The following is a 26,456-nucleotide window of genomic DNA, read 5'->3' on the forward strand; positions in this document are numbered from 1 at the left end:
GCCTGTCGATTCCATCAGAAGGCCGCAACCCGAGTCCTGTCTCGACATCAGATCGAGTCGACGACCGCGAGAACGTCAGCCAGTCGCTGGACCACCGCGTCCGCCTCGCCCTCGACCGGCCCTCTCTGCACCTCGGGGATGTCGCTGTGCGGGACGAGGACGGCGTGCATGCCGACGGACTTGGCGCCGTGGATGTCGTCGAACGGCCGGTCGCCGACGAACAGCGCGCGGGCCGGGTCGTCGACGCCGACCGCCGCGAGCGCGGCGCGAAACGCCTCGGGGTGCGGCTTCGTCCACGGGATCTCGGAGGTGTAGACGGCGCCGTCGATGTGTTGCAGCACGCCGTCGCGGGCGAAGATCCGCTCGTGCTCGGCACGTGCCCAGATCGTGTTGGACAGCACGCCGATCTTAATGCCGCGGGCGCGAAGCGCATCGAACAGCGGTGGCACGTCGGGGTCGAGGTGGGTGTGCGGCTCCCACCAGCCGCGCATCGCGGCGTGCATCGCGTCGGTGGGCACGACGCCGGCGGCGGTGTAGATCTCGTGCAACGTGCCGCTGCGGTGCTCGTCGCGCGAGCGCAGCCAGAGCTCCGCCTCGGCCGCGGCGAGCCGGTCGGCGAGCTCGTCGTCGCCCACCGTCGCCAGCCAGGCGTGGCGCGACTCGATGGTGTGCCACGGCGTCAGGGTGCCGCCCCAGTCGAAGATCACCGCATCCAAGCTCATGCGACGCACCCTATGGACCGGCGCCGACACCGCCGCGATAAGCCCGCCGTCCGCTTCTCCTGGTTCCGTGCTGTCGATTTTCGCCGTCGAAACGAGCAGCACGGAACCAGGAGAACGGGCTAGAAGAGCAGAGCTAGAAGAGCAGCGTGCGGAGGGTGGCGACTTGGCGCATGCCGAGGCGTTCGTACATGCGACACGCCGCGGTGTTGTAGTCGTTCACGTAGAGGCTGACGGTCGGCGCCAGCGCCAACGCCTGGTGCAGCACCGCCGGCAGCGCCGCGCCGCCCAGCCCACGCCCGCGCAGGTCCGGCCGCACCCACACGCCCTGCACCTGGCAGGTGTGCGGAGACACCGCGCCGATGTCGGCCTTGAACGACACGCTGCCGTCGTCGTCGACGATGCCGAACGCGCGCCGGTGCCGAATGAGCCCGGCGATGCGCCGCTGGTAGTCGGCCGCGCCGACCTCGAGCGGGGAGATGTCCAGCTCCTCGGTGAACATCGCCGCCGCGGCCGGCATGTAGCGGTCGAAGTCGGACAGCGTCATGGCGCGCACCCGGGGATCGGCCGGGACGAGGTCGGCGTCGCGGTCGAGGCTGAGCAACGGCTGGCGTTCCCTTACCGCCCGCGGCGTGCCCCACAGCGGCTCGAGCACGTCCCAGACGGCGCGCACCGCGGTGTCCCTGCCGACGATCGAGCTGCAGGACCGCGGCGTGCGGCCGACCTCGTGGGCGAGCGCCCGCAACTCGGCTTCGCCGTCGCCGACGGGCACGAGGTTGCCGCCGGCGAACAGCGCAGCCCGCAGTTGGCCGGTTGCGTCCTCGGCACCGTAGAGCACGCCGCCGAACGTCGCCGGGTCGAGTGAGCGCACCGCGCGCAACCGGCCGGCGACGACGACGTTGACGATCGGGTCTTCATCCAGCAGCCGTTGCAGCTCCGCGCGGTCGGCGTCGCCCAACGCGCGCACCCGGACGCCGTCACCGGGCTGATCGACCGGCCGGTCCAGCAGCGTGCTCACGAGAGCGACCGTAGTGGACGCGGCGCGCCGCCGACGGCGAAGCGTCAACAGCTGACGACGTGCGGCGCCTCGGCCGCGGTGCCGTCAGCCGCGGCCGGTTTAGGCCTGCAGACGCTCGATCACGTCGCTCGCCTCGGCCTTGGTGAGCTCGCTCCTCAGCGCGTGCGCGAGGCAAACCCGCCGGGTCAGGAGACCGAGACGGTGGGGCTGCCCGCGCCGCCGACGCTCGCGCCGATCTCGTCGGCCATCCGCAACGCCTCTTCGATCAGCGTCTCGACGATCTGCGACTCGGGGACGGTCTTGACGACCTCGCCCCTCACGAAGATCTGGCCCTTGCCGTTGCCGGACGCGACGCCGAGATCGGCCTCGCGCGCCTCGCCCGGGCCGTTCACCACGCAGCCCATGACCGCGACGCGCAGCGGCACCTCGATGCCTTCAAGCCCTGCGGTGACCCGCTCGGCGAGGCTGTAGACGTCCACCTGCGCGCGGCCGCATGACGGGCAGGACACGATCTCCAGGCGCCGCTGCCGAAGGTTCAGCGACTCGAGGATCGCGAGCCCGACCTTGACCTCTTCGACCGGCGGCGCGGACAGCGAGACGCGGATGGTGTCGCCGATGCCGCGCGAGAGCAGCGCTCCGAACGCCACGGCGGACTTGATCGTGCCCTGGAACGTCGGGCCGGCCTCGGTGACGCCGAGGTGCAGGGGGTAGTCGCACGACTCGGCGAGCAGCTCGTAGGCGCGCACCATCACGACCGGGTCGTTGTGCTTGACCGAGATCTTGAAGTCGCGGAAGCCGTGCTCCTCGAACAGCGAGGCCTCCCACAGCGCCGACTCGACCAGCGCCTCGGGCGTCGCCTTGCCGTGCTTGGCGAGCAGCCGCTTGTCCAGCGAGCCGGCGTTCACGCCGATCCGGATCGAGGTGCCGGCGTCTGCCGCGGCGCGCGCGATCTCGCCGATCTTGTCGTCGAACGCCTTGATATTGCCGGGGTTCACCCGCACCGCCGCGCAGCCGGCGTCGATCGCGGCGAAGACGTACTTCGGCTGGAAGTGGATGTCGGCGATCACCGGGATCTGCGACTTGCGCGCGATCGCCGGCAGCGCCTCGGCGTCGTCGGCCGATGGGCAGGCCACCCGGACGATGTCGCAGCCGGCCGCCGTCAACTCGGCGATCTGCTGCAGCGTGGCGTTGACGTCGGAGGTCAGCGTCGTCGTCATCGACTGCACCGACACCGGCGCGTTGCCGCCGACGAGCACCGAGCCCACCTTGATCTGGCGGGACGTGCGACGGGGCGCGAGGACGGTCGGCGCCGGTGCGGGCATACCCAGGTTCACGGTCACGATGTGATTATCCGCCCAACGGATGGATCGGCTTCACGATGTCGGCGTACAGGGTGAGCAGGGTCAGCAATCCGAGCACCGAGGCCACCACGTACATCACCGGCAGCATCGAGGCGGTGTCGACGAAGATCTGCCGATGCGCGGGCGCCCCAGCGCCCAGATCCGGGGCGTCTGCCGGGTTGCGCCGGCGCGCCCGCAGCCTGGCCCGGCCGCGTTTGGCGGACTCGACCAGCGCGCCGGCCACGTGGCCGCCGTCCAGCGGCAGCAGCGGCAGCAGGTTGAAGAAGAACAGCAGCAGGTTGACGCTCGCCAGCAGGCCCAGCAGGGTGACGAACTTCTCCTTGCCGTCGAGTTGATGAGTGCTCGCCAGGTCGCCGGAGATGCGCCCGATGCCGACCACCCCGACCGCGCCGGCCGGGTCGCGCTTCTTGCCGTCGAACACCGTCCCCCACAGGTTGCTGATCTTCGACGGGTAGCGGCCCAGCGCGTCCAGGCCGAGCTTGATCTGGCTGCCGATCTGGCCCGGCACGCCGGTGACCGGCACCGTCTCGAAGTACGTGTGGACGAACGGCGCGAAGCCGAGGAAGCCCACGCTGGCGAGCTTGCCGGTGTCGCCGACGTAGTTCTTGTTGGTCACCGGCGTGACATGCAGGGTGGTCGGCGTGCCCTTGCGGTCGACGACGATCGTCAGCGGTTTGCCGGCGGCCGGCTCGATCAACGACGTGAGCTGGGTCCAACTCGTCACCGCGACACCGTTGATGGACACGAACGTGTCGCCCGGCCGGAGCACGCCCTTCGCCGGCGGCGCCTTCGCGCCCACGGGGCAGCTGTTGTTCGTCGCGGCCGTCGAGTTCGCCGGGACGACGCACTTGACCAGCGATGAGACGGTCGTCGTCTGCTTGCTGTGCTCGATGCCGATCGTGGTGATCAGCACGATGAAGAGCACCAGGAAGATCAGCAGGTTCATGCACGGCCCGCCGAGCATGATGATCATCTTTTTGCCAGGCGTGAGGCGGTAGAATTGGCGGTCCTCGTCGGCGGGCTCGATCTCGCTGCGGCTGACCTTGCGGAAGTCCTCGACGGCGAGCGCGAGGCGGCGCGGCCAGCGCGAGACCTTGCCGTCGGCGCGCGGCGGCACCATGCCGATCATCCGGATGTAGCCGCCGAGCGGGATGGCCTTGAAGCCGTATTCGGTGTCGCCGCGCTTGCGCGACCACAGCGTGGGACCGAAACCCACCATGTACTGCGTCACCTTCACGCCGAACTTCTTCGCCGGCACCATGTGCCCGATCTCGTGCAGCGCGATCGACAACAGCAGCCCGACGGCGAACACTAGGACGCCGAGCGTGTAGAGCAGCCAAGTCGGCACGGGTGCGCCGGCTCCTTTCTCCCCGCTCAGCCAGTGGAAAGGGCTCAGTTAGTGAAGACGGCCGCGCGCTCGCGCGCCCAGCCCTCCGCTAGTTCGACGTCTTCGACGGTACGCGGGTTCCCGGCGGCGGCGTGGCGCACGCTCAGCCACTCGTCCAGCACTGCGGCGATCGTGTCGACGATCTGCAGGAAGCCGATCGCGCCGGCGTGGAAGGCCGCGACGAGCTGCTCGTTCACCGCGTTGTAGACCGCGGGCGCGCAGCCGCCGGCCGCCCCGGCTCGCCGCGCCAGCCCGACGGACGGGAAAGCGGCGTCGTCGAGGGGCTCGAACGTCCAGCTCTGCGCGGTCGTCCAGTCGACGGCGCGGGCGGCGTCGGGGACCCGGTCCGGCCAGCCGAGGGCGAGCGAGATCGGCAGCCGCATGTCCGGCGGCGACGCCTGCGCGATGGTCGACCCGTCGACGAACTCCACCATCGAGTGGATCACCGACTGCGGGTGCACCACGACGTCGATCTGCTCATAGGGGATGTCGAAGAGCAGGTGCGCCTCGATCACCTCGAGGCCCTTGTTCACCAGCGTCGCCGAGTTCGTAGTGACGAGCCGGCCCATGTCCCAGGTCGGGTGCGCGAGGGCTTGCGCGGGGGTGACGTCGGCCAGCTCGGCGCGCGGCCGCCCGCGGAACGGGCCGCCGCTGGCGGTGACCAGCAGCCGCCGGACCTCGTCCGCGCGGCCGGCGCGCAGGCACTGCGCCAGCGCGGAGTGCTCGGAGTCGACGGGGACGAGCTGGCCCGGCGCGGCGGCAGCGGTGACGAGCGGGCCGCCGGCGATCAGCGACTCCTTGTTCGCCAGCGCGACGACGCGGCCCGCGGCCAGCCCGGCGAGGGTGGCACGCAGGCCGGCGGAGCCCGCGACGGCGTTCAGCACGACGTCGCAGCCCAGGCCGGCGAGCTCGGCGGTCGCGCCGGGGCCGGCGTGGATCGCGGGGGCCGGCGCGTCGGCCGGCCAGACCTTGGCCAGCGCCTCGCGCAGCTCGGCCACGGAGTCTTCCCGGGTCACACCGATATCGCGCACTCGCAGGGCCGCCGCCTGGTCGGCGAGCAGCGCGACATTGCCGCCGCCGGCCGCGATCGCGCTCACCCGGAAGCGGTCGCCGGCGGCCGCGACCACGTCGACCGTCTGGGTGCCGATCGAGCCGGTGGAGCCGAGCAGCACGACGTCGGTCATGCGCGCCATCCTGACATCTGAACAGTCATGCTCTGCGCACGCCATGACGACCACAGGGCATGACGGCGCGCGTTACTGGAACAGCTCCTTGCCCCACCAGTCCCCCGCGGCCTTTGGCGCGGGCGGCACGGCGAACAGCCCGCTGCCGGTGTGGCGGATGTACTCGTTCAGCGCGTCATGGCTGCCGAGCTTGCGTTGGATCGGGACGAACTGCTTGCGCGGGTCCTTTTGAAAGCAGATGAAGAAGAGCCCGGCGTCGAGCAGCCCGGTCTCCGGATCGATGCCGTCGGTGTAGGAGTAGCCGCGGCGCAGGATCTTCTGGCCGGCGTTCGTCTCCGGCGAGGCGAGGCGGATGTGCGCGTCGATGGGGATCACCGGCTGGCCGCCCTTCTTGGTGGCCTGCAGATCGACCGTGTCGAACTCGTTCTTGCCGGTGAGCGGCGCGCCTGATGTCTTGAACCGGCCGATCACGTTCTCCTGATCGGCGAGGTAGTCGATGTCCCAGGACTCGATCAGCATCCGGATCCGCCGGGCGACCAGGTAGCTGCCGCCGCGCATCCACCCTTGGTCGGACTCCGCGCCGACCCAGACGTAGTCGTCGAAGTCCGCGGTGCTCTCGTCCTTGATGTTGTTCGTGCCGTCCTTGAAGCCGAGCAGGTTGCGCTCGGTCTGCTGCTTGTCTGACGTCGAGGACGTCCGGCCGAAGCCGAGCTGCGACCACTTCATCACCGCGGTGCCACGGGCGAGGCGGGCGAAGTTGCGGATGACGTGGAAGGCGACCGTCGGGTCGTCGGAGCAGGCCTGCACGCACAAGTCGCCGCCGGTGCGGTTCGGGTCGAGCGTGTCGCCGGGCAGCGCGGGCAGGTCGGCGAGCGCGGCCGGCCGCTTGCCCTGCAGGCCGAACCGGTCGTCGAACAGCGACGGGCCGAAGCCGACGGTGATCGTGAGGTTCGCCGCGCCCAGCCCGACCGCCTCGCCGGTGTCGATCGGCGGCGCCAGCGGCGAGTTGTCGACGGCGCCGACCGGCAGGCCTTTGCTGAGCTGGGCGGCCGCCGCGGCCCAGGTGCCGAGCAGTTGCGCCACCTGGTCGGCCTCGGTGGCCGTCACCGTGAACGCCGCGAACGCGAGCCGGTCCTGCGCCGGGGTGGCGATGCCTGCCTGGTGCAGGCCGTAGAACGGCACGACATCGCCCACGCGCCCGTCTGCCGCCGGCTCGGTCGCGCGGGCGACGCCAAAGCCTGCGCCGCCGGCCGCGAGCACGCCGGCCGTGCCGAGCGCGCCGCCGAGGAAGCCTCGCCGGCTCGTGCGCCGCGGCTCGGGCCCGTCATGCGTCAATGTCATTCCCTAACGGTCACTCACGCGTTGGCGACCTTCGAACCTACCTGCGACAGCGGTTCGGCGACCGCCTTCACGGCCGCCGCGAGCGCGACCTTGTCCGCCTGGGTGAGTTCGTTGTACAGCTTGAACCCCGACGGGTTGGCGCCGGTGCGGTAGCTGTCGACCAGCTTGTCCAGCGCGGTGAACCGCGTCTGGATCGTCGTCGCCAGCGTCGCATCGATCTTGGCGAGGGCCGGCTGCAGCTGGGCGAAGGCCTGCTCGGCGCCTTCGTCGTTGTTGGCGAAGTCGAGCAGGTCGATGCCGGAGTAGGCCTCTTCCTCACCGGTGATCTTGCTCGAGGCCACCTCGTCCAGCAGCTCCTGCGCGCCGTTGGCGAGCTCGGTCGGCTGGTAGCGCAGGCCCGAGGTCTTCTGCACGAGCCGTCCCACGTCGGCGACGAGCTTGTCGCCGAATCCGGCCAGGCCGGCCAGCGACCGCATCTTGAACAACCCGTACTCGATCCGGTGGAAACCACGCCACTGGGCGAAGGTGGTGTCCCCGATGCGCACGTCGATGTCGGCGTCGAGGTTGTCCTTGCCGTTGACGAAGGACTCGGCGACCGGCTCGATCTTCTCGTAGAACGGGCGCGACTCCATGTAGGCCGCCTGCGCCGCGGTGAGGCTCGAGCCGTGCAGGGTGGCGTCGAGCTTCTTGGCGGCGACGAGTAACGCCGCGACCTGGGTGTTGACGTAGGTGGCGTAGTTCTTGGTCGCGGCGGCGAGCGCGGCGGCCACGGTGGAGTCCCCGTTCGTCGACGTCGACAGGCCGGTGACCTTGATCGGCGAGCGCTCGGTGGCCGCGCCGGGGCAGTAGAGCGTGTAGGCGCCGGCCGTGACGGTGACGGCGAACTCGCCGGAGAAGCCGGCCGGCAGGTTCTCCTTCTCGCCGATGATCCGCTCGCCGCTGAGCAGCTCGATCTCGCTGACCGCGGTGGCGTCCTTGTTCGTGACCTTGAAGGTGACGCCGCCGGCTGCGAGGGTCGTCGCGTCCGCCGTGCAGCCCTTGGCGGCGGTGATGGTGACGTTCGCGACGCGGGCGCCCGTCTCGGTAGCCGCGCTGGAGCCGCTTGAGGAGGACGCTGCGCTGCCCGGGCCGGACCCGCTGGTGCAAGCGGCCAGCGTGAGCGCGGCGACGGGGAGCGCGGCAAGGGTGGTCACGCGGGCGCGGCGACGCGGCATGAAGATCATCCTCCGAGGCTATGGTTAGGAGAGGCTACCCTAACCACGTACAAGCTCCGGCGTGGCGTTCAGCACGGCCGACATCGGCCGCTCGCGGCGGCGCAGCACCAGCGCAAACGCCGCGGCGACGAGCAGGGCGACGAGGGCGAACGCCGCGCACCAGACGGCGAGCGTGTGGAGCCGCGCACGGTTGTCGAGCGTCGCGCCGGCAGCGGTCGCCGCGGCTGCCGAGAGGCGCACCGCGGCCGCCGGCAACCGGGTCGTTGCCGTGCCGAGCGGCTCGTCGAGCGCGAAGACACCGGCGGCGTCGCGCACCGACACGGACACCTGCTCGCTCCACCCGAGGTCGACCACCCGGTCGGTGCGCGGGTCGACCCAGACGGTCAGCGTGCGCGCAGCGCGGTAGGTCGCGGGCAGTGAACCTGCGCTCGGGGAGAGCCCGATCGGCAACCGGCCGCCGTTCAGCGCGGCGATTTGCGCGACGGTGAGCCGGGCCGGCCGGGCCGGGTTCGAGGAGGCGGCGAGCGCCTCGGCAGCCTGGCCGCGGTAGGCCTCGGTGTCGACGCCCCCGCGCCGCTGCGAGCCCTGCCCGGAAAGCGCGTATGTCGTCGACGCGCCAACGACCCCCCCGACCGGCTGCTGGGACTGGGTGCGGACCTCGACGCCCTGCGCCGAACGGCCGACGACCTGCGCGCTGATCGCGCCGGCGGTGGTGACCGGCCGGCTCGCGGGGCGGGCCGGCGTCGACAGCGTCAGGGTCAGCGCGGCAGCGGCGGCCAGCGCAGCGACCACGCCGCCGGCCCGGGCCAGCAGCCGAGCGGGCGCCGCCTTTCCGGGCGGCCAGGCCACGAACAGCCCCACCGGCACGAGGTAGACCAGCCAGCCGACGACCTCGACGACGACCGGCCGGCTCTGGATGCCGAGCATGCCGGTGAGCAGCGAGGCGCGCACCGAGCCGGGCTCGGCCAGCCAGCTCAAATCGACCGTGGCGCCCTGGCCGGCATCGAGCCAGCCGGCCTCGTGCGCGGTGTGCAGCGCGTTGACGACCAGACCGGCCGCCACCAGCACGAGCACCAGGCCGGTCGCGCGGAAGAATTTGGACAGGTTCAGCCGCACGCCGCCGCGGTAGATGCCGTAGCCGAGGACCACGGCGACGGCGATGCCGAGGACGGCCCCGAACCCGGCGGCGCCGCTGCTGCCGGACTCGTTGAACGCCGCCAACAGGAAGACGACGGTCTCGAGGCCCTCGCGGATCACGGCGAGAAACGCCATCAGCACCATCGCGACGCCGGCGCCCGCCCGCGGGCCGCCGGCGAGCGCATCGGCCGCGAGGCCCTCGAGCTGGCCCTTCAGGTGCCGCGAGTTGCGCCGCATCCAGACCACCATGTAAGTGACCATGCCGACGGCGAGGGCGCCGATCACGGTCTCCAGGCCCTCTTGCTGCTTCTGCGGCAGGTTCTGCGAGTAGACCTCCAGCGCAACGCCGGCGCCGACACAGAGCAGGACGGCGACGCCGACGCCGGCAAGCACCCAGCGCAGCAGATCCCGGCGGCCCTGCTTGCGCAGGAAGGCCGCGATGATGCCGACGATGAGCGCTGCCTCGAGCCCTTCGCGCAAGCCGATGACGAAGGTGGGCAGCACGGGCGCGGATCCCTTCGGCGGCGACGGCGGTGAATGACGACCGTCGGTAAGTGACCGTCGGTAAGGTAAGGCAAGCCTTGCTGCGCAGCGTAACCCAGGGGTCGGGGCTGTTCGCAAGCCCGCGACTGTGTGCCGCACTACCGTTGACCGATGCAGTTCGATCTCAACGCCGACCTCGGCGAGGGATTCGGCGTCTGGCGGCTCGGCGACGACGACGCGCTGCTGGACGTCGTCACGAGCGCCAACGTCGCGTGCGGGTTCCACGCCGGCGATCCGGTCACAATGCGCCGGGTGTGCGCGGCCGCGGCGCAGCGCGGCGTGGCGATCGGCGCGCAGGTCGGCTACCGCGATCTGGCCGGCTTCGGGCGGCGGCGGATCGACATGGATCCCGACGAGCTCGCCGCCGACGTGCTGTACCAGCTGGGCGCGCTCGAAGCGTGCGCGCGAGCAGCCGGAACCCGGGTGCGGTACGTGAAACCCCATGGCGCGCTCTACAACACGGCCGCCGACGACGCGGAGCAGGCGGGCGCCGTGGCGAGCGCGGTGACCGCCTTCGACCCGAGCCTGCCGTTGCTGGCGTTGCCCGGCTCGGCGATGGAACACGCGGCCTCGGCGGCCGGCTTGCCGTTCGTGCCCGAGGCGTTCGCCGACCGCGCGTACTCACCCGCCGGCCGGCTGGTGCCGCGGGCAGAGCGCGGCGCGGTGATCGAGGACCCGTACGAAGTCGTCGCGCGGGCGGCCGCGTTCGCGCTGCACCACCGGGTGACGGCCATCGACGGCACTGTCCTGCCGGTCCTCGCCCGCTCGCTGTGCGTCCACGGCGACACGCCCGGCGCGGTGTACCTCGCCACCGAGATCCGCCGGACGCTGCTGGACGCCGGCGTCACGCTGACCCCCTTCGCGCCGTGAGGATCAGGCCGTACGGCAGCGCGGCGCTGCTCGCCGAGCCAGCCGATTCCCGTCTGGTCCTCGCGCTCGCCGCTGCTCTGGACGCCGACCCCGCCGTGCTCGAGGTCGTGCCCGCGGCGCGCACCGTGCTGGTCCGGGCGCAACGCGGTGCCCTCGCCGGCCTCGCCGAGCGGCTGCTCGGGCTGGAGCCCGGACTCCGCTCGGTCGACGTTGGCCAGGGCCTTCCGGTCGTGCTGGACGTCCGCTATGACGGCGCCGACCTCGCCTCGACAGCGGCCGAGCTCGCCCTCGACCCAGAGCAGCTGGTCGCCGCGCACACGGCGGGCCGCTACGTCGTGGCGTTCTGCGGATTCGTCCCGGGTTTCGCGTACCTGACCGGACTCGACCCCGCGCTGCACGTGCCGCGGCTGGCCGAACCGCGCACCTCGGTGCCGGCCGGCTCGGTCGCGATCGCCGGCGAGTTCACCGGCGTCTACCCGCGGGCGTCGCCGGGCGGGTGGCGGCTGCTCGGCCGGACCTCCGCGCCGCTGTGGGACCTCGAGCGCGACCCGCCGACGCTGCTGACGCCTGGCACGCCGGTGCGCTTCCGGGCGGTGGCGACGGGCCGGTGATCGAGATCGTCGACCCGGGTCCGTTCGCGACCGTCCAGGACCTCGGCCGGCCCGGCTACGCCAGGCTGGGGGTGCCGAGCTGCGGGGCGTTCGATCGCGGGGCGCTCCGGCTCGCCAACCGCCTCGTCGGCAACCCGCCGGGCGCGGCCGCCGTCGAGGCCACCCTCGGCGGGCTGACGGTGCGGCTGCTCGACCCGGCGACGATCGCGCTGACTGGCGCGCGCTGCCCCGGCGCGCCGGACTGGGGTGTGGCGGTGAGCCTGCGCGCGGGTTCGGTCGTCCGGCTCGGCGCGCCGGCGCAGGGGGCGCGCAGCTATCTCGCCGTCCGCGGCGGCCTCGCCGTCGACGAGGTGCTGGGCTCGCGCAGCAGCGACGTGCTGAGCGGCCTCGGGCCGCCGCCGCTGCGCGCGGGCGATCGGCTGCCGGTCGGCCGGCCGACCGGCGAGGTGAGCGGCGCCGCCGCCGTGCCCGCGGCGCCGCGTCGTGCCCTGGAGGTGCGCTTCGGCCCGCGCGACGAGTGGTTCGCCCCGACCGCGCGAGACATGCTGGTCCACGCGGATTGGACGGTGCGCACACACAGCGACCGCGTCGGCATCCGGCTCGACGGGCCTCGGCTCGTGCGGCTGGTCGACGACGAGTTGCCGAGCGAGCCGGTGCTGCCCGGCGCGTTGCAGGTGCCGCCCGACGGCCGGCCGATCCTGTTCGGCCCGGACGCGCCGGTGACCGGCGGGTACCCGGTGCTCGCAGTGCTGGCCGGCCCGGACGACCTGGACGCCGCGGGCCAGCTGCGGCCCGGCGACTCGATCCGGTTCGTCCGCGCGTTAGCCCCATAGCGGCAGCACCCGCCGGGCGACTCGCTAAGTACCTAAGGCCACGGCCAAGGATCGGGCCTCACCGGCGTCAGCCGAAGACGACCGTCTTGTTGCCGAACACGAGCGTGCGGTGCTCGACGTGCGCGCGCACCGCCCGCGCAAGCACCACCGTCTCGAGGTCGCGGCCCTTGCCGACCATGTCGGCCACCGAGTCGCGGTGCGTCACCGGCACCACGTCCTGGGCGATGATCGGCCCTTCGTCGAGCTCGGCGGTGGCGTAGTGCGCCGTCGCGCCGATCAGCTTCACTCCGCGGCGCTGCGCCTGGTGGTACGGCCGGGCGCCCATGAACGCCGGCAGGAACGAGTGGTGGATGTTGATGACGCGCGAGGGGAATTCGGCGAGCACGCGCGGACCGAGGATCTGCATGTACCGCGCGAGCACCACCAGCTCGGCGTCGTGGTCGCGCAGCAGCTCGAGCAGCGCGGCTTCGGCGACCGGCTTCGTCTCCGCGGTCACCGGCAGGTGGTGGAACGGGACGCGATGGAACGCGGCGAGCTCGGCGTGGTCGGGGTGGTTGCTGATCACCGCGACGACGTCGGCGGCTAACTCGCCGGAACGCCAGCGCGCGAGCAGGTCGGCCAGGCAGTGCGGCTGTGTCGAGGCGAGGATCGCCACCCGCGGCCGGTCGTCGGACGTGCGCACCCGCACCGACATGCCGAAGCGCGCTCGAGTCGGCTCGAACGCGGCCGCGATCTGCGCCGCCGGCGCCGCCGACTCGAACTCGACGCGTTGGAAGAAGACCGCCGACTCGACGTCGACGTGCTGCTCCGCATGCACGATGTTGCCGCCCTGGGCCAGCACGAACTCGGCGACCGCGTGCACGAGCCCGGGCTGGTCGGCGCAGGAGATCAGCAGGACGGCGGTGCGCGCGCCCGGGCTGCGGCCGGAGCCGGTCGGGGTGCTCAGGACGCCGGTTTCAAGAAGACGAGTGCTTGCGGACGCGCCGGACGATCAGCACGACGAGCAGGCTGCCGGCAACCGCCAGGACGGCCTGCCCCTGCGGCGTCTGCGCCCGCTCCCGCAGCGACCGCTTCGCGTTCTCGGCGAGCCGCTTCGGGTTGGTGCGGTAGGCGATCTGGTCGATCGCCGACGCGAGCTCGACGCGCGAGCGCTCGATGTCGCGCTGGATCTCATCCGCGCTGCGCTCGTCGGCCACGCCAGCTCCCGTCCCGTCGGCTCGTCGTCTCGGCAGGTCGAGTCCGCCGAGGTCCTGCGCAGCCTAGTGCCCGGGCCGCCGCGTGGCGCAGTAGCGTGGTTCCGTGGCTCGACTCGCTGCGGGTGATCAAGCACCCGACTTCACGCTGCCGGACGCCGACGGCAAGGAGGTGTCGCTCGCCGACTTCCGCGGCCGCAAGGTGATCGTCTACTTCTACCCCGCCGCGATGACACCTGGCTGCACGACCCAGGCGTGCGACTTTCGCGACAACCTCGCGTCGCTGCAAGGGGCCGGCTACGCGGTGCTCGGCATCTCGCCGGACAAGCCGGCGAAGCTCGCGAAGTTCCGCGAGCGCGACGCCGTGACGTTCCCACTGCTGGGCGACCCGTCCCGCGAGACGCTGCAGGCTTACGGCGCGTTCGGCGAGAAGACGATGTACGGCAAGACGGTGACCGGAGTGCTGCGCTCGACATTCGTCGTCGGCGAGGACGGCGACGTCGAGCTGGCGCAGTACAACGTGAAGGCGACCGGGCACGTCGCCAAGCTGCGCCGCGACCTCGGGCTGGACAGCTGACCGAGCCGCCGGCCCGGGCCCGGCTGCGCGCCCAGCGCGCGGCCGCCGTCGACCACGTGGCCGCGTTGGGCGCCGACCTCGCGGATCTGCTCGACTCCGCGTCCTCGACGACCGGCGACGACGAGCACGACCCCGAGGGCGCGACGATCGGCTTCGAGCGCGCGCAGGCGCAGTCGATGCTCGATCGCGCGGTGGCCCGGCTGGCCGAGTTGGACGCCGCGCTCGTCCGCGCGGAGCGCGGCAGCTACGGCATGTGCGTCGACTGCGGCAAGCCGATCGGCGTCGAGCGATTGGCCGCCCGCCCCGGCGCCGACCGCTGCGTCGCCTGCGCGGCCCGCCGTCACTGAACCGGTTGCGGCGGCCCTCGTCAGGCTCGTGCCGGCGACGGGAGTCGAACCCGCACTGTCCAGATTCTAAGTCTGGTCTCTCTGCGTTGGAGTACGCCGGCTGTCCGCGCTGTGCCGTTGGCTACGCCGGCTTGGCGCTTTTGACATTCCGCCTGCACCAAGTATCTGTCTGGGCATGGCAGTTCGGACAGAGGATACGGAGGTTCTCGAACCGGTTATCAGTCGGATCGCCATTGATGTGATCGAGCGCGAGCGAGATCGGCGCCCCAAGCCACTCCACGAGCCCGCACACTTCGCACTGAGCAGTCTTCAAGCCGGCTGCAATGAGGCGCGTGCGCAATCGAGAACTCGCACCACGTCACGAAGTTCGTCGTCGGTCCAGGCGCGCCGCCCGTAGAAGCCACGACGGCGTGCGGTCAGGGGCAGCTGCGGCGCATCCACGCCAAGCCGAAGGATCTCCCGTCGCAGCTTTGCGTAGGTCTTCCCGCCCACCGTGAGGTGCAGTCGGCGGCTGACCTCGAGCAACGAGCCACTCACCCGTACGGCTTCGCGCAACTGGTCGTCGGTGAACGGAATGGGCCGCGGCATACTTCGAGCATTCCGTGACCCGCTGACAGAAAATGGACGCCGTTGCAGCCCGACCTCATCATGCAGGGCGACTGCGCGGACGTGCTGCCGACGCTGCCCGATGAGTCGGTGCAGCTCGTCTACATCGACCCGCCGTTCAACACCGGCAAGCAGCAGCAGCGCCGGACGATCCGCACGACGCGCGACGCCGACGGCGACCGGGTCGGCTTCGGCGGCCAGCGTTACGCCACCACCGAGGTCGGCCGGCGTGGTTACCTCGACGTGCACGACGACTACCTCGGCATGCTAGAGCCGCTGCTCACGCAGGCGCGCCGGCTGCTCACCGTCAGCGGCACGCTCTACCTGCACATCGACTACCGCGAGGCACATGCGGTCAAGCTGCTGCTCGACGCCGTGTTCGGCCGCGAGGCGTTCCTCAACGAGATCATCTGGGCCTACGACTTCGGCGGCCGCGCCCGCGACCGGTGGCCGGCCAAGCACGACACGATCTTCGCCTACGTCCGCACGCCGGGCGGCCACTTCTTCGACCAGGACGCCGTCGAACGCATCCCCTACCTCGCGCCCGGCCTCGTCGGCCCGGAGAAGGCGGCGCGCGGCAAGCTGCCCACCGACGTCTGGTGGCACACGATCGTGGCGACCAACGGCCGGGAGAAGACCGGCTACCCGAACCAGAAGCCCGAGGGAATCCTGCGCCGAGTGATCAGCGCGTCCTCGCGGCCGGGCGACCTCGTGCTCGACTTCTTCGCCGGCAGCGGCACGACCGGCGCGGTCGCCACGCAACTCGGCCGCCGCTACCTGTTGGTCGACCGCAACCCGGACGCGATCGAGGTCATGCGCGCCCGCTTGCCGGACGCGACGTTCGCCGTGATCGCCCCGTCGGCAGAGTGACCGGCTCAGTCGACCGACTCCTCCATCTCGTGCTGGCCGCGCAAGCCGTCGGCCGGGGTGTGCTCCACCGGCAGGACGGGCTCGCCGGGCACCGGCGAGCCGGCCGGGGCGCAGCGCAGGTCGTGGCCGACGGAGGTCAGGCACTTGCCGTCCGACAGCCGCCACTTCCACCCGTGCATTTGGCAGGTCAGCACGTCACCGTTGCGGCCGGTGTCCTCGATCGAGGCGAACCGCGTCAGGTCTGCCTTCAAGTGCGGGCAGCGACGCTGCACGTGCCACTTGGCCCCCTTGGCGCCAGGCAGCGTCACGGTCTCGCTCGCCTCCGCGGCGTTCTGCTCGGCGAACCAGCCCTCGGCGTAGTTGAGCCGCTCCTCCGACAGGCACTTGAAGAAGATGTAGACGAACTCGTTGTACGGCCCGATCCGGTGCGCGGTGAACCGGCAGGACAGGAACAGCGAGTTGACCCAGTCGATCTCGTGCTCGGCGATCAGCTGTTCCAGGTACGCGCGGCGGGTGCGGAAGCGGTAGCGCACCTTCTCCCCCGCGTACTCGCGGACCTCGCGGGAGACGAAGTCGATCAGGATGTCGACGTCGCCGCGCTCGGCGTCCTCCGCGACGAAGTGGACGCCGCCGTCAATGCCGCCGGCGATGTGGTCGGCCTCGGCAAGCAGCGGCGCGAACCAGTCCTTGAGCGCGGCGAGGACGTCGATCTCCGGGTGCGGCCAGGCAGCGCGCAGCGCGTCGACCTCGGGCATCCGGCGCGACTGCATGCTGCGCAAGTAGGCGGCCTTCGCCTCGTTCGACCCGTACACGTCGGCGGGGTCCCACGGGTGGACGGTGGGGCAGCCGTCTTCGGCGAGCGCGGCGACGGTGCCGGGCAGCAGCAGCCGCGCCTCGTCGTGCCCCTTCGACTCGAGCCAGGACAGGTAGACGGCTTGGTCTGGGAAGATGTTCGACTCGTCGCCGAAGACGTCGTTGAAGCCCCACAGCTCCTCGTCGAGGAAGCACGGCGGGCCGGCAGTCGGGAAGACGAACCGGGCGTCGAGCTCTTCGATGTAGCGCAGCGTGCGGTCGAACTGCCGCTCGCGCTTGCTCAGGCCCATCGCCTGCTTGGCCCGCGCGGGCAGCTCGTACACCATCGGAAACCAGATCGCGCCGGAGAACTGCACCAGGTAGCCGTCCACCGGACCGAGCGCGCGAAACGCCTCCAGATCGGCCGGGCGCGCGTCGTTCTGGTTGAGCACGGTCTGCTCGCCGTCGGACAGCCAGAGCGAGGAGTCGCCGATCGGCCCGTCGGTCGGCGAGGTGAGCGACTGGATCAGCACGTCGAGCCCGTCCAGCGAGACGACCTCGCCCGATCGCGGCCGCACGAACGAGGTGAAGCCGACCTCGCGCAGCGCGTCCTCCAGCTCGCTGGTCGGGAAGTCCGGCAGCAGCACCGTCGCCTTCTTGGCCACGTGCTTGCGCAGGTGCTCGGGGTCGAAGTGGTCGCGGTGGAGGTGGGAGACGAACAGGTAGTCCGCCTGCCCGAAGCGGTCCCAGTCGAGCCGGGAGTTGTCCGGGAACGGGAACCACGAGCCGAAGTACGCGGGGTTCACCCACGGATCGGCAAGCACCGATCCCGCGGCGGTCTCGATGAACACGCTGGCGTGCCCCAGGCCGGTGATGCGCATCCGCTCACGCTATCCGCCGCGCCGAATGCCAGAATGAACCGACGTCCCACCGCCACATCCCGTACCGCCAGATCTCGAACCGTTCGACAGGAGCGCACCAGGTGGCTACCCGCGACACCCACGGCGAACAGCCCGACGTCTCGCTGCCGGCCGACTACCTGCACGACCATCCCGAGGAGCACCCCGAGGACTGGGGCTGGCACGGCGAGTTCGGCGTGTGGGCGCAGGTCGCCGGTTGGGTGACCGTCGTGATCCTCGTGTTGATGATGACGGCGACGCACTACAACCTGCAGGGCACGCTGTTCCTGGGGCTGACCGCGGGCCTGCTCGTCGTCGGGCTGCTGTTCGAACGCCAACGTCGCAAGAACGCCTGGCGCAAGTAGCGCCTGTCAGTCAGCTGGCGCGCTGCTCGGCGTTGTGCCGCTGCCGGTCACGCCGCTCGGTGAAGCGGCTGGCCTGCTCGTCGAGCGCGGCCATGAAGGCGGCGAGCTCCTCGCACGCCTGCCTGCCCGCCGGCCCGAAGTCGGTGCGCGTGAACACCTTCCAGAAACGCAGCACCGGCGCGATGACCTCGTCGTGGTGCAGGCGCAGATCGTAGATGCCCGCCTTCGCGATGGTGACCGAGTTGCGCACGAAGCCCGGCATGCCCTGCCCGGGCATCTGGAAGCCCACAACCTCGTCGCGGATAGCGCACATCGTGGCGTCCGGCGCGCGGTCGAGGGCGGCCGCGACGAGGTTGCGGTAGAAGACCATGTGCAGGTTCTCGTCGGTGGCGATGCGGGTGAGCAGCTGCTCGGCCAGCGGGCAGCCGGCGGCCGCGCCCGTGTTGCGATGCGACACGCGCGTCGCGAGCTCCTGGAAGGACACGTAGGCCACCGCCTGCAACGCGGTCTTGTCGCCGGAGTCGTAACCGGCCGTCATGTGCAGCATGCGCAAATGCTCCAGCTGCACCGGGTCGACGCCGCGAGTGACGACGAGGTAGTCGCGCAGCGCGATGCCGTGCCGGCCCTCCTCCGCCGTCCAACGCCCGACCCACTCGCCCCAGGCGCCGTCGCGGCTGAACCTCGTGGCGATCTCGCGGTGATAAGAAGGCAGGTTGTCCTCGGTCAGCAGGTTGACCACCATCGCGGTCTGCGCGACCGGGTCGAGCTGCGAGTCCGCCGGCTGCCAATCGGCGCCGCCGAGGAACGCGAAGTCGCGGCCCCGGCTCCACGGCACGTAATCGTGCGGATGCCAGGACTTCGCGACCTGCAGGTGCCGGTCGAGATTCTCGGCGACGACCGGCTCGAGCTCGTGCAGCAGTCGCGCCTGCACGCCTTCTTCGGTGTCCGCAGCAGCCAGCATGCAGCCCAACCTACGCCACCGTAGGTTTCTGCCGGGTTGCCCGTGACGGATCGCTCAGCCGGCGAGTTCCTGCTGCCCCCAGGGCGAGCCGTATGCGCCGGCGAGCAGGTCGAGGAACGGCTGCGCGTCGAATGCCTCCGGGCCGAGCACGCCGACGCCGCTCCACACGCCGGTCGCGATCAGCTCGAGCGCGACGACCGGGTTGACCGCCGTCTGCCAGACGACCGCCTGCGACCCGTACTCGCGCATCGTCCACTCGTTGTCGACGACGTGGTACAGGTACGTCGAGCGGGGCCTGCCGTCCTTGCCCAGACCGCGCACCCACAATCCGGCGCAGGTCTTGCCGCTCATCCGGTCGCCGAGCGTCGCCGGGTCGGGCAGGCACGCGGCCACGACATCGCGCGGGCTGACCTCCGCCCCGCCCACCCGGACCTTGTCCGTCCGGTCGAGGCCGAGCTTGTGCAGCGTCTTCAGCACGCCGATGAACTCTTCGCCGAGGCCGTACTTGAACGTGACCCGCTTGGCCCGCACCCACCGCGGCATCAGCAGCACTTCTTCGTGCTCGACGTTGACGCACTCGACCGGGCCGATGCCCTCGGGGAAGTCGAAGACCTCGGGCTCGCTGAACGGCTCGGTGGTGAACCAGCCGCGGTCCTTCTCGAAGACCACCGGCGGGTTCAGGCATTCTTCGATCGTCGTCCAGATCGAGAACGACGGAGCGAACTCAAAACCCGCGACCTCGAGGTTCGCGCCGTCACGCACGCCCAACTCGTCGATCTCGCTGAACAGGTGGTCGGCGGCATACCGGGCGAACACGTCGGACAGTCCCGGTTCGACGCCCATGCCGACCAGCGCCAGCTGCCCGCTCGCCACCCACTCGTCGGCGAGCGCGAACTGCTCGTCGCCGAGCATGACGCCGGTCTTCGCGTACGGCTCGTCCGGATGCGGGCTCGACAGTGACATCGCCATGTCGAGGTAGTGGACGCCCGCCGCGAGCGCCGCGCGGAAGATCGGCATCGTGAAGCGCGGGTCGGTGGCGCCGAGCACGGCGTCTATGCGCTCGGCGCGCAGCAGCTGCTCGATCGCCGCCTGGTCGGACGCGTCCAGCCGGGCAGCGCTGAACCGCTCGTCGGCGGCGCCGCCAACCGCCGCCTCGGCCCGCGCCTGGTCGTAGTCGGCGACGACGACAGCGCTGGCGAACCGTCGGCGGGCGGCGATGCGGGCGGCCGCCGAGCCGACCCCGCCCGCGCCGAGGATGAGCAGTCGCATGGTCAGCGCCCCTCGAGCAGTGGTCGTCGTGGATCCCAGGTGCTGCCGTCGATCGCGTCGCGCCGGCGCCGGGCGATGCCGGACAGCGCCTCCAGGACGACGCGGTTGGCTAGGAACACGGTGATGTCGGCGTGGTCGTAGGGCGGCGCGACCTCGACGATGTCGATCCCCACCACGGGCAGCTCGTAGGCGATGCGCCGCACGCTGTCGAGCAGCTCGCGCGCAGACAGGCCGCCCGGCTCGGGCGTGCCGGTGCCCGGCGCGTGGCCCGGGTCGCAGACGTCGATGTCGACCGACAGGAAGACGCCGTCGCAGTCGTCGGTCGCGATGCCGAATGCCTCGGTCAGACACTCAGCCAGCCCGCGGGCGCCGATCTCGGTCATCTCATACGAGCGCATGTTCTGCTGCGCCATCCACGACAGCGTGTCCGGCTCGGGCCAATACCCGCGCAGCCCGATCTGCAGGAAGCGGTCGCCGCGCAGCGCGCCGGACTCGATCAGCCGGCGCATCGGCTGGCCGTGCCCGACCAGCGAGCCGTGCTCGACATCGCCGGTGTCGGCGTGCGCGTCGAAGTGGATCATCGAGATCCGGCCCTGGCCGAGGTGCTGCGCGACGCCCGCGGCGTCCGGCCAGGCGATGGTGTGGTCGCCGCCGAGCACGAGCGGAATCGCGCCGCCCGCGGCAACCGCGTGCACCGCCACCTGCAGGTCGCGCACCGAGCGCTCCGCGTCGCCGGAGTACATCTCGACGTCGCCGGCGTCGTAGACCCGCAGGTCGCGCAACGCGTCGACGCGCAGCGCCAGCGACGGCCGCGAGCCGTCGTGGGAGAGGTAATCGGTCTGCCTGATCTGCTGCGGGCCGAATCGGGCGCCGGCGCGGTGCGACGTGCCGCCGTCGAAGGGCGCCCCGAGGATCACCACGTCGGCGTCGGCGTAGGTCGACGGCTCGGCCCAATCGCAGCGGTCGACGCCCAAGAACGTGATGTCCGGCCCGAACTGCGCTCCGTAACGCGCCATCAGCCGCGTCCCGTCACGAGTCGAAACCCAGGCCGACGCGGTCGAGCGTGCGCAACCATGGTCCGCGACGGCCCTGCCGGCGATCGGCACGCGCCAATCCGCGGCGGGTGAGCTGGATGCCGATCCAGCGGGCCGGCTCGGGCGGGAAGGGCCATGGGCGGGACCGTATCGCGCGCAGCCGGAGCGCCTCGGAGTCCCTGCCGTCGAGCAGATCGAGCATCACCTGCGCGCCGAAACGCGCGGCCCCTACCCCGAGACCGGTGTAGCCGAGGCTGTAGGCGACCCGGCCGCCGAGCGTGGCGCGCTGGAAAGCGAAGAACCGGGTGGACGTGTCGATCGCGCCGCCCCACGCGTGGGTGAACCGCAGGCCGGCCAGCTGCGGGAAGGTGTGGAAGAACTGGCGGGCGAGCAGCTCGAAGGTCGCCGGCCGCTGATCGAAGTCCGGCCGCAAGCCGCTCGCCCAGTGGTAGATGGCGTCGTAGCCGCCCCACAGCACCCGGTCGTCGGCGGTCAGCCGGTAGTAGTGGAACTGGTTGGCGACGTCGCCGGCACCCTGCCGGTTGGCCCAGCCGATCGCCCGCAGTTGGGCCGGCGACAGCGGCTCGGTGACGAGCACATAGTCGTAGACCGGCACGGTGTACGGGCGGACGCGGCGCAGCAGGCCGGGAAACGCGTTGGTCGCCAGAGCGACGCGGGCCGCGCGCGCCGAGCCGTGCTGCGTGCGCAGGACGACACCGGCGCCGGCGCGCGCCAGCCCCGTCACGCGGGTGCGCTCGGCGAACCGCACGCCGGCGTCCAGGCAGGCGGCCCGCAGTCCCCAGGCGAGGCGGGCCGGGTCGACGAGGGCGACGCGGTCTCGGTGCCAGGCTCCGGCGACATAGGTGGGCGAATCGAGCTGGGCGCGCACCTCGTCGCGATCGAGGAATCGGGCATCGTGGCCGAAACGGCGGGCTTGCTCGACGTCGTCGCGCAGCCAGTCGACCTGGTGCGGCTCGGTGGCGACGTCGAGCTCGCCGGTGCGCTCGAAATGGCAGTCGATCCCGTGTTCGTCGATCGTTTTCTCGATCGCGTCGAGGTTCTGCGCGCCGAGTCGCTCCAGCGCGGCCAGCTCGTCCGGAAAGCGCGCCAGCCCGTTCGACAGGCCGTGGGTGAGGCTCGCCGCGCAGAAGCCGCCGTTGCGGCCGGACGCTGCCCAGCCGGCGGTCTGCGCCTCGAGCAGCAGGACATCGCGTGACGGGTCGGCCGCCTTCGCGAGCAGCGCGGTCCACAGGCCGGTGTAGCCGCCGCCGACGACCACGAGGTCGGCGTGGGCCGCGCCGGTCAGCGGGTCGGCCGGCTCGGGACGCAGCGGGCTGTCCAGCCAGAATGGCGTCGGCGCGGCGTCGGCCAACGCTGCCACGGCATCAGCGGCGGCCAGCGCTGCCGAGTCCATGAAGCTCCTTCGCCGGGCGTCGCCGCGTCAGTTCCCCGCACCGGCCGCCGGCACGCGGTGCGGGGAACTATAGGCGACCGGACCCTACGAAATCCATGGTTCGGATCGGATTTACACGGCGGAAACTATTGCATAGCAGCCTTCCTGCTGCGATAAACGCAGGCAGGCCAGCGGGAAAACCTACGACAGGCACGGGGGCAGCGGCATGACCGCAACAGCAGTGCGCACGTCGGACGATGGCGGCAAGGGCCTCAAGACCGGCGCGATCGGGCTCGCGTCGAGCGTCGTCATCGGCGTGGCGTCGACCGCGCCGGCCTACAGCCTCGCCGCGACGCTGGTGTTCATCGTCGAGCTCGTCGGCCCGCAGGCGCCGTCGATCGTGGTGCTGGCCTTCGTCCCGATCCTGTTCGTCTCGATCGGCTACCAGCAGCTCAACAAACGCGAGCCGGACTGCGGCACCACCTTCACCTGGGCGACGAAGGCGTTCGGGCCGAAGACCGGCTGGCTGGGCGGCTGGGGCATCATCGCCGCGGACATCCTGGTGATGGCCTCGTTGGCGCAGGTGGCCGGCCAGTACGTTTTCCTGCTGTTCGGCAACCACTCCATCGGCGACCATCCCGAAAGCGGCTGGGTGTTGTTGATCGGGCTGGTGTGGATGGCCCTGATGACCTGGATCTGCTATCGCGGCATCGAGTTGTCCGCCCGCATCCAGCAGGCGCTGCTCGCCCTCGAGGTCGTCGTGCTGATCATCTTCGCGGTCACGGCGCTGTACAAGGTCTACGGGGACAGCCCGCCGCCGACGGCCGTCAAGCCGTCGCTGTCGTGGTTCAACCCGTTCGACGTGGCCGACCTGAACACCTTCGCCCAGGGCATCATCCTGATGCTGTTCATCTACTGGGGCTGGGACTCCGCCGTCTCCGTCAACGAGGAGACCAAGGACCGCGACAAGACCCCCGGCCGGGCCGCGGTGATCTCGACGGTGCTGCTGCTCGCCACCTACGTGATCGTCACCCTCGCCGCGCAGTCTTTCGCGGGCGTCGGGACGAAGGGCATCGGCCTGGCCAACGACGACAACTCCGACAACATCCTCAGCGTGGTCGGCGGCAGTGTGTTCGGCACGTCCGGCTTTGGGACGGTGATGAGCAAACTGTTGATTCTGCTGGTGCTGACCTCGGCTGCCGCGTGCACCCAAACCACGATCCTGCCGACCGCGCGCACCACCCTGTCGATGGCTGCCTTCAAGGCCATCCCGGCGCGTTTCGCGAAGATCCACCCGCGGCACCTCACGCCGACCGCCTCCACGCTGTGGATGGGCGGAATCTCCGCGGTCATCTATCTGGCGATGAACTTCTACGCCGACGCCGGCCTGGTCGGCGATGCCGTCACCGCGATCGGCGTCATGATCGCCTTCTATTACGGCCTGACCGGCTTCGCCTGCGCCTGGTACTACCGCAAAGAACTGCGGGGACTCGGAAACTTCCTCAAGCGCGGCCTGATCCCGTTCCTGGGTGGCGTGATGCTGTTCGGCGGGTTGATTTTGACCCTCTTCCAGGACTGGAAGCCGGCCAGCAGCAACGTGGTCTGGACGACCCCGTGGCACTGGCACATCGGCTGGGCGTTCCTGCTCGCCGTCGGCACGGTCGTGGTCGGCGTCGTGCTGCTGCTGATCAGCATGGCCGTCTACAAGCCGTTCTTCCGGGGCGAGACGCTCAACCGGGACACGCCCATCTTCCTCGCCGACGACGCGCCGATCACCGCCGGCCTGACCCTGCCCGACTCTCGCGAGAGGCTGGTCGAGCCACCGGCGAGCTGACTGAAACCGTGGTGAGAACGCTGGCGTTCGACTAATTTCGTTGTCCTCTGCCATAATCACGACGGATCGAGTAACTCGCACGGGAGGATGTCGACGTGACGCAGACAGCGCACGGCGTCCCGGACGACGTGTCCCGCGCGATCATCGAGCAGCTGCAGGAGGACGGCCGCCGGCCCTACGCGACGATCGGCAAGGCCGTCGGCCTGTCCGAGGCGGCGGTGCGCCAACGCGTGCAGAAGCTGGTCGACAGCGGCGTCATGCAAATCGTCGCGGTGACCGATCCGTCGTCGGTCGGGATGGCCCGGCAGGCGATGATCGCGATCTCGGTCGTGGGCAACACGCTGACCGTGGCGGCGGCGCTGGAGAAGATCGACGAGGTCGACTACGTCGTGCTCACCGCCGGTTCCCACGACCTGCTCGTCGAGGTCGTCGTCGAAGACGACGACCAGCTGCTGTCGTTGATCAACGAGCGGATCCGCGCCATCGAGGGCGTCGCCCGCACCGAGACGTTCGTGTACCTCAAGCTCGTGAAGCAGACCTACAACTGGGGCGCCCACGGAGCGGGCCGAAATCCCCGAACCAAGGAGATCCAATGAATTCACCTCACGACGACGCCGCGCACAGAACGCTCCACGTTTGCGCGGGGGTCCAGCAGTGACCACCACACCAGTCGAGACCAGCTCGCCCAGCTTCGACGCCGACGCGCTCTCGGCCACGGCGCGCGACCACCTGTGGATGCACTTCACCCGCATGTCGTCCTACGCGGACAGCGCGGTGCCGACGATCGTGCGCGGCGAAGGCGCGCGGATCTTCGACAGCCACGGCCGCAGCTACCTCGACGGCTTGGCCGGACTGTTCGTGGTGCAGGCCGGGCACGGTCGGGAAGAGCTCGCCCGCGCCGCCTACGAGCAGGCGAAGGAACTCGCGTTCTTCCCGCTCTGGTCCTACGCGCACCCGCCGGCGATCGAGCTGGCCGACCGGCTCGCGTCCTATGCGCCGGGCGACCTGAACAAGGTCTTCTTCACCACCGGCGGCGGGGAGGCCGTCGAGACGGCGTGGAAGCTGGCGAAGCAGTACTACAAGCTCGTCGGCAAGCCGATGAAGCACAAGGTGGTGAGCCGGCACATCGCGTATCACGGCACGCCGCAAGGCGCGCTGTCGATCACCGGCATTCCGGACGCGAAGAAGTGGTTCGAACCGCTGGTTCCTGGCGCGCACAAGGCCGCCAACACCAACTTCTACCGCGCGCCCGAGCACGGCGACGACCTCGAGGCGTTTGCCCGCTGGGCCGCCGAGGACATCGAGCGCGCGATCGTGATGGAGGGCCCGGACACCGTCGCGGCCGTCTTCGTCGAGCCGGTGCAGAACTCCGGCGGCTGCTTCCCGCCGCCGCCCGGATACTTCCAGCGGCTGCGCGACATCTGCGACCGGCACGACGTGCTGCTCGTCTCCGACGAGACGATCTGCGCCTTCGGGCGGCTCGGCACGATATTCGCCTGCGACAAGTTCGGCTACGTGCCGGACATCATCACCTGCGCGAAAGGCTTGACGAGCGGCTACTCCCCGATTGGCGCGGCCATCGTCAGCGACCGCGTCGCCGAGCCGTTCTGGACGGGCGGAGCGTCGTTCCCGCACGGCTACACCTTCGGCGGCCACCCGGTGTCCGCCGCCGTCGCGATGGCGAACCTCGACCTGTTCGAGCGCGAACAGCTGCCCCAGCACGTCCTGCAGAACGAGGGCGCCTTCCGCGCCACGTTGGAGAAGCTGACCGACCTGCCGATCGTCGGCGACGTCCGCGGCGACGGCTACTTCTACGGCATCGAGCTCGTCAAGGACAAGGCGACCAAGGAGACCTTCGACGCCGACGAGTCCGAGCGCCTCCTGCGCGGGTTCCTGTCCCGCGCGCTGTTCGAGGCCGGCCTGTACTGCCGCGCCGACGACCGGGGCGACCCCGTCGTCCAGCTCGCGCCGCCGCTGATCGTCGGCCAGCGCGAGTTCGACGAGATCGAGTCCGTCCTGCGCTCGGTGCTCACCGAAGCATGGGCGCGGCTGTGAACGAGGCGGCGGCACGCGCGGCGGCGATTGCGACCCGGCACTG

27 protein-coding genes and 1 tRNA gene are annotated in these 26,456 nt (G+C 70.9%); 10 read left to right on the forward strand and 18 right to left on the reverse strand.

What is annotated here, in order from left to right; genetic code table 11:
- Positions 1–47: 47 nt before the first annotated feature.
- The 8 genes from ACFFBG_RS10305 to efeU all read right to left on the reverse strand — a co-directional run bounded on the left by ACFFBG_RS10305 (position 48) and on the right by efeU (position 9,865).
- Positions 48–722, reverse strand: coding sequence for an HAD family hydrolase (locus ACFFBG_RS10305; RefSeq protein WP_375478306.1), 675 nt, complete (start codon positions 720–722; stop codon positions 48–50).
- 133 nt (positions 723–855) lie between these two features.
- Positions 856–1,737 carry a GNAT family N-acetyltransferase gene (locus ACFFBG_RS10310; protein WP_375478308.1) on the reverse strand — a complete coding sequence of 294 codons (882 nt, stop codon included), beginning with the start codon at positions 1,735–1,737 and terminating at the stop codon, positions 856–858.
- 185 nt (positions 1,738–1,922) lie between these two features.
- Positions 1,923–3,059 carry a flavodoxin-dependent (E)-4-hydroxy-3-methylbut-2-enyl-diphosphate synthase gene (gene ispG, locus ACFFBG_RS10315; RefSeq protein WP_375478712.1) on the reverse strand — a complete coding sequence of 379 codons (1,137 nt, stop codon included), beginning with the start codon at positions 3,057–3,059 and terminating at the stop codon, positions 1,923–1,925.
- Between the two features lie 25 nt (positions 3,060–3,084).
- Positions 3,085–4,446 (reverse strand): RIP metalloprotease, encoded by a 1,362-nt coding sequence (locus ACFFBG_RS10320; protein WP_375478309.1) that lies wholly within the window; start codon positions 4,444–4,446, stop codon positions 3,085–3,087.
- Between the two features lie 44 nt (positions 4,447–4,490).
- Positions 4,491–5,669, reverse strand: coding sequence for a 1-deoxy-D-xylulose-5-phosphate reductoisomerase (gene dxr, locus ACFFBG_RS10325; RefSeq protein WP_375478311.1), 1,179 nt, complete (start codon positions 5,667–5,669; stop codon positions 4,491–4,493).
- Positions 5,670–5,741: 72 nt separating this feature from the next.
- A complete protein-coding gene (efeB, locus tag ACFFBG_RS10330; RefSeq protein ID WP_375478313.1) occupies positions 5,742–7,010 on the reverse strand; it encodes an iron uptake transporter deferrochelatase/peroxidase subunit in 1,269 nt (422 codons plus the stop codon).
- Positions 7,011–7,024: 14 nt separating this feature from the next.
- The gene (efeO, locus tag ACFFBG_RS10335) at positions 7,025–8,233 is read right to left on the reverse strand and encodes an iron uptake system protein EfeO (protein ID WP_375478315.1); all 1,209 of its coding nucleotides are present in this window, start codon (positions 8,231–8,233) and stop codon (positions 7,025–7,027) included.
- A gap of 30 nt (positions 8,234–8,263) precedes the next feature.
- Entirely contained in the window at positions 8,264–9,865 is a 1,602-nt protein-coding gene (efeU, locus tag ACFFBG_RS10340; RefSeq protein ID WP_375478317.1) for an iron uptake transporter permease EfeU, read from the reverse strand.
- Positions 9,866–10,015: 150 nt separating this feature from the next.
- On the opposite strand from efeU, the gene ACFFBG_RS10345 reads away from it, so the two are divergent.
- From ACFFBG_RS10345 to ACFFBG_RS10355, 3 genes are read left to right on the forward strand one after another with little or no spacing between them, the layout of a single operon-like run.
- Positions 10,016–10,774, forward strand: coding sequence for a LamB/YcsF family protein (locus ACFFBG_RS10345; protein WP_375478318.1), 759 nt, complete (start codon positions 10,016–10,018; stop codon positions 10,772–10,774).
- Positions 10,771–11,385, forward strand: coding sequence for an allophanate hydrolase subunit 1 (locus ACFFBG_RS10350; protein WP_375478320.1), 615 nt, complete (start codon positions 10,771–10,773; stop codon positions 11,383–11,385). The genes ACFFBG_RS10345 and ACFFBG_RS10350 overlap by 4 nt, the downstream gene beginning before the upstream one ends.
- Positions 11,382–12,218: a biotin-dependent carboxyltransferase family protein gene (locus ACFFBG_RS10355; RefSeq protein WP_375478322.1), complete on the forward strand. Its 837-nt coding sequence runs from the start codon at positions 11,382–11,384 to the stop codon at positions 12,216–12,218. Before ACFFBG_RS10350 ends, ACFFBG_RS10355 begins: the two co-directional genes overlap by 4 nt.
- A 67-nt stretch (positions 12,219–12,285) precedes the next feature.
- Here the strand turns inward: ACFFBG_RS10355 and purU are convergent, their stop codons facing one another.
- On the reverse strand, positions 12,286–13,164 hold the full coding sequence (gene purU, locus ACFFBG_RS10360; RefSeq protein ID WP_375478714.1) for a formyltetrahydrofolate deformylase: 879 nt from the start codon (positions 13,162–13,164) through the stop codon (positions 12,286–12,288).
- Between the two features lie 10 nt (positions 13,165–13,174).
- A complete protein-coding gene (locus tag ACFFBG_RS10365; RefSeq protein ID WP_375478324.1) occupies positions 13,175–13,414 on the reverse strand; it encodes a DUF3618 domain-containing protein in 240 nt (79 codons plus the stop codon).
- Positions 13,415–13,517: 103 nt separating this feature from the next.
- Here ACFFBG_RS10365 and bcp point away from each other — a divergent pair, with 103 nt between their 5' ends.
- Positions 13,518–13,988 carry a thioredoxin-dependent thiol peroxidase gene (gene bcp / locus ACFFBG_RS10370; protein WP_375478326.1) on the forward strand — a complete coding sequence of 157 codons (471 nt, stop codon included), beginning with the start codon at positions 13,518–13,520 and terminating at the stop codon, positions 13,986–13,988.
- A 56-nt stretch (positions 13,989–14,044) separates the two neighbouring features.
- Positions 14,045–14,335, forward strand: a complete 291-nt coding sequence (locus ACFFBG_RS10375) for a TraR/DksA family transcriptional regulator (RefSeq protein WP_375478328.1) — start codon at positions 14,045–14,047, stop codon at positions 14,333–14,335.
- Positions 14,336–14,364: 29 nt separating this feature from the next.
- Here ACFFBG_RS10375 and ACFFBG_RS10380 read toward each other — a convergent pair.
- From ACFFBG_RS10380 to ACFFBG_RS10390, 3 genes are all read right to left on the reverse strand, one after another.
- Positions 14,365–14,436, reverse strand: a tRNA-Leu gene (locus tag ACFFBG_RS10380).
- A gap of 20 nt (positions 14,437–14,456) precedes the next feature.
- Entirely contained in the window at positions 14,457–14,627 is a 171-nt protein-coding gene (locus ACFFBG_RS10385; protein ID WP_375478716.1) for an HNH endonuclease, read from the reverse strand.
- Between the two features lie 17 nt (positions 14,628–14,644).
- Positions 14,645–14,923, reverse strand: a complete 279-nt coding sequence (locus ACFFBG_RS10390; RefSeq protein ID WP_375478329.1) for a hypothetical protein — start codon at positions 14,921–14,923, stop codon at positions 14,645–14,647.
- Positions 14,924–14,983: 60 nt separating this feature from the next.
- On the opposite strand from ACFFBG_RS10390, the gene ACFFBG_RS10395 reads away from it, so the two are divergent.
- Positions 14,984–15,811: a DNA-methyltransferase gene (locus ACFFBG_RS10395; protein WP_375478718.1), complete on the forward strand. Its 828-nt coding sequence runs from the start codon at positions 14,984–14,986 to the stop codon at positions 15,809–15,811.
- A gap of 5 nt (positions 15,812–15,816) precedes the next feature.
- On the opposite strand, the gene ACFFBG_RS10400 is transcribed toward ACFFBG_RS10395, so the two are convergent.
- Entirely contained in the window at positions 15,817–17,484 is a 1,668-nt protein-coding gene (locus tag ACFFBG_RS10400; RefSeq protein WP_375478331.1) for a Rieske 2Fe-2S domain-containing protein, read from the reverse strand.
- Between the two features lie 101 nt (positions 17,485–17,585).
- Between ACFFBG_RS10400 and ACFFBG_RS10405 the strand changes: the two genes are divergently transcribed.
- Positions 17,586–17,867 (forward strand): DUF2631 domain-containing protein, encoded by a 282-nt coding sequence (locus tag ACFFBG_RS10405; RefSeq protein ID WP_375478333.1) that lies wholly within the window; start codon positions 17,586–17,588, stop codon positions 17,865–17,867.
- Positions 17,868–17,877: 10 nt separating this feature from the next.
- On the opposite strand, the gene ACFFBG_RS10410 is transcribed toward ACFFBG_RS10405, so the two are convergent.
- Genes ACFFBG_RS10410 through ACFFBG_RS10425 form a run of 4 tightly spaced genes read right to left on the reverse strand, consistent with a single transcriptional unit; the run spans position 17,878 to position 22,545 of the window.
- Positions 17,878–18,828 carry an acyl-ACP desaturase gene (locus ACFFBG_RS10410; RefSeq protein ID WP_375478335.1) on the reverse strand — a complete coding sequence of 317 codons (951 nt, stop codon included), beginning with the start codon at positions 18,826–18,828 and terminating at the stop codon, positions 17,878–17,880.
- A gap of 54 nt (positions 18,829–18,882) precedes the next feature.
- Positions 18,883–20,097 (reverse strand): saccharopine dehydrogenase family protein, encoded by a 1,215-nt coding sequence (locus tag ACFFBG_RS10415; protein ID WP_375478337.1) that lies wholly within the window; start codon positions 20,095–20,097, stop codon positions 18,883–18,885.
- Positions 20,098–20,099: 2 nt separating this feature from the next.
- Positions 20,100–21,113 carry an agmatinase gene (gene speB, locus ACFFBG_RS10420; protein WP_375478339.1) on the reverse strand — a complete coding sequence of 338 codons (1,014 nt, stop codon included), beginning with the start codon at positions 21,111–21,113 and terminating at the stop codon, positions 20,100–20,102.
- 13 nt (positions 21,114–21,126) lie between these two features.
- Positions 21,127–22,545 (reverse strand): NAD(P)/FAD-dependent oxidoreductase, encoded by a 1,419-nt coding sequence (locus ACFFBG_RS10425; RefSeq protein WP_375478341.1) that lies wholly within the window; start codon positions 22,543–22,545, stop codon positions 21,127–21,129.
- A gap of 205 nt (positions 22,546–22,750) precedes the next feature.
- Here ACFFBG_RS10425 and ACFFBG_RS10430 point away from each other — a divergent pair, with 205 nt between their 5' ends.
- The 3 genes from ACFFBG_RS10430 to ACFFBG_RS10440 all read left to right on the forward strand — a co-directional run bounded on the left by ACFFBG_RS10430 (position 22,751) and on the right by ACFFBG_RS10440 (position 26,413).
- Positions 22,751–24,358, forward strand: coding sequence for an APC family permease (locus tag ACFFBG_RS10430; RefSeq protein ID WP_375478343.1), 1,608 nt, complete (start codon positions 22,751–22,753; stop codon positions 24,356–24,358).
- A gap of 95 nt (positions 24,359–24,453) precedes the next feature.
- The gene (locus tag ACFFBG_RS10435; RefSeq protein WP_375478345.1) at positions 24,454–24,954 is read left to right on the forward strand and encodes an Lrp/AsnC family transcriptional regulator; all 501 of its coding nucleotides are present in this window, start codon (positions 24,454–24,456) and stop codon (positions 24,952–24,954) included.
- A 58-nt stretch (positions 24,955–25,012) separates the two neighbouring features.
- Complete coding sequence (locus ACFFBG_RS10440; protein ID WP_375478347.1) at positions 25,013–26,413, forward strand: aspartate aminotransferase family protein; 1,401 nt, start codon at positions 25,013–25,015, stop codon at positions 26,411–26,413.
- Positions 26,414–26,456: the final 43 nt, after the last annotated feature.

The organism is uncultured Jatrophihabitans sp. (assembly GCF_964251945.1).
Taxonomy (GTDB): Bacteria; Actinomycetota; Actinomycetes; order Mycobacteriales; family Jatrophihabitantaceae; genus Jatrophihabitans.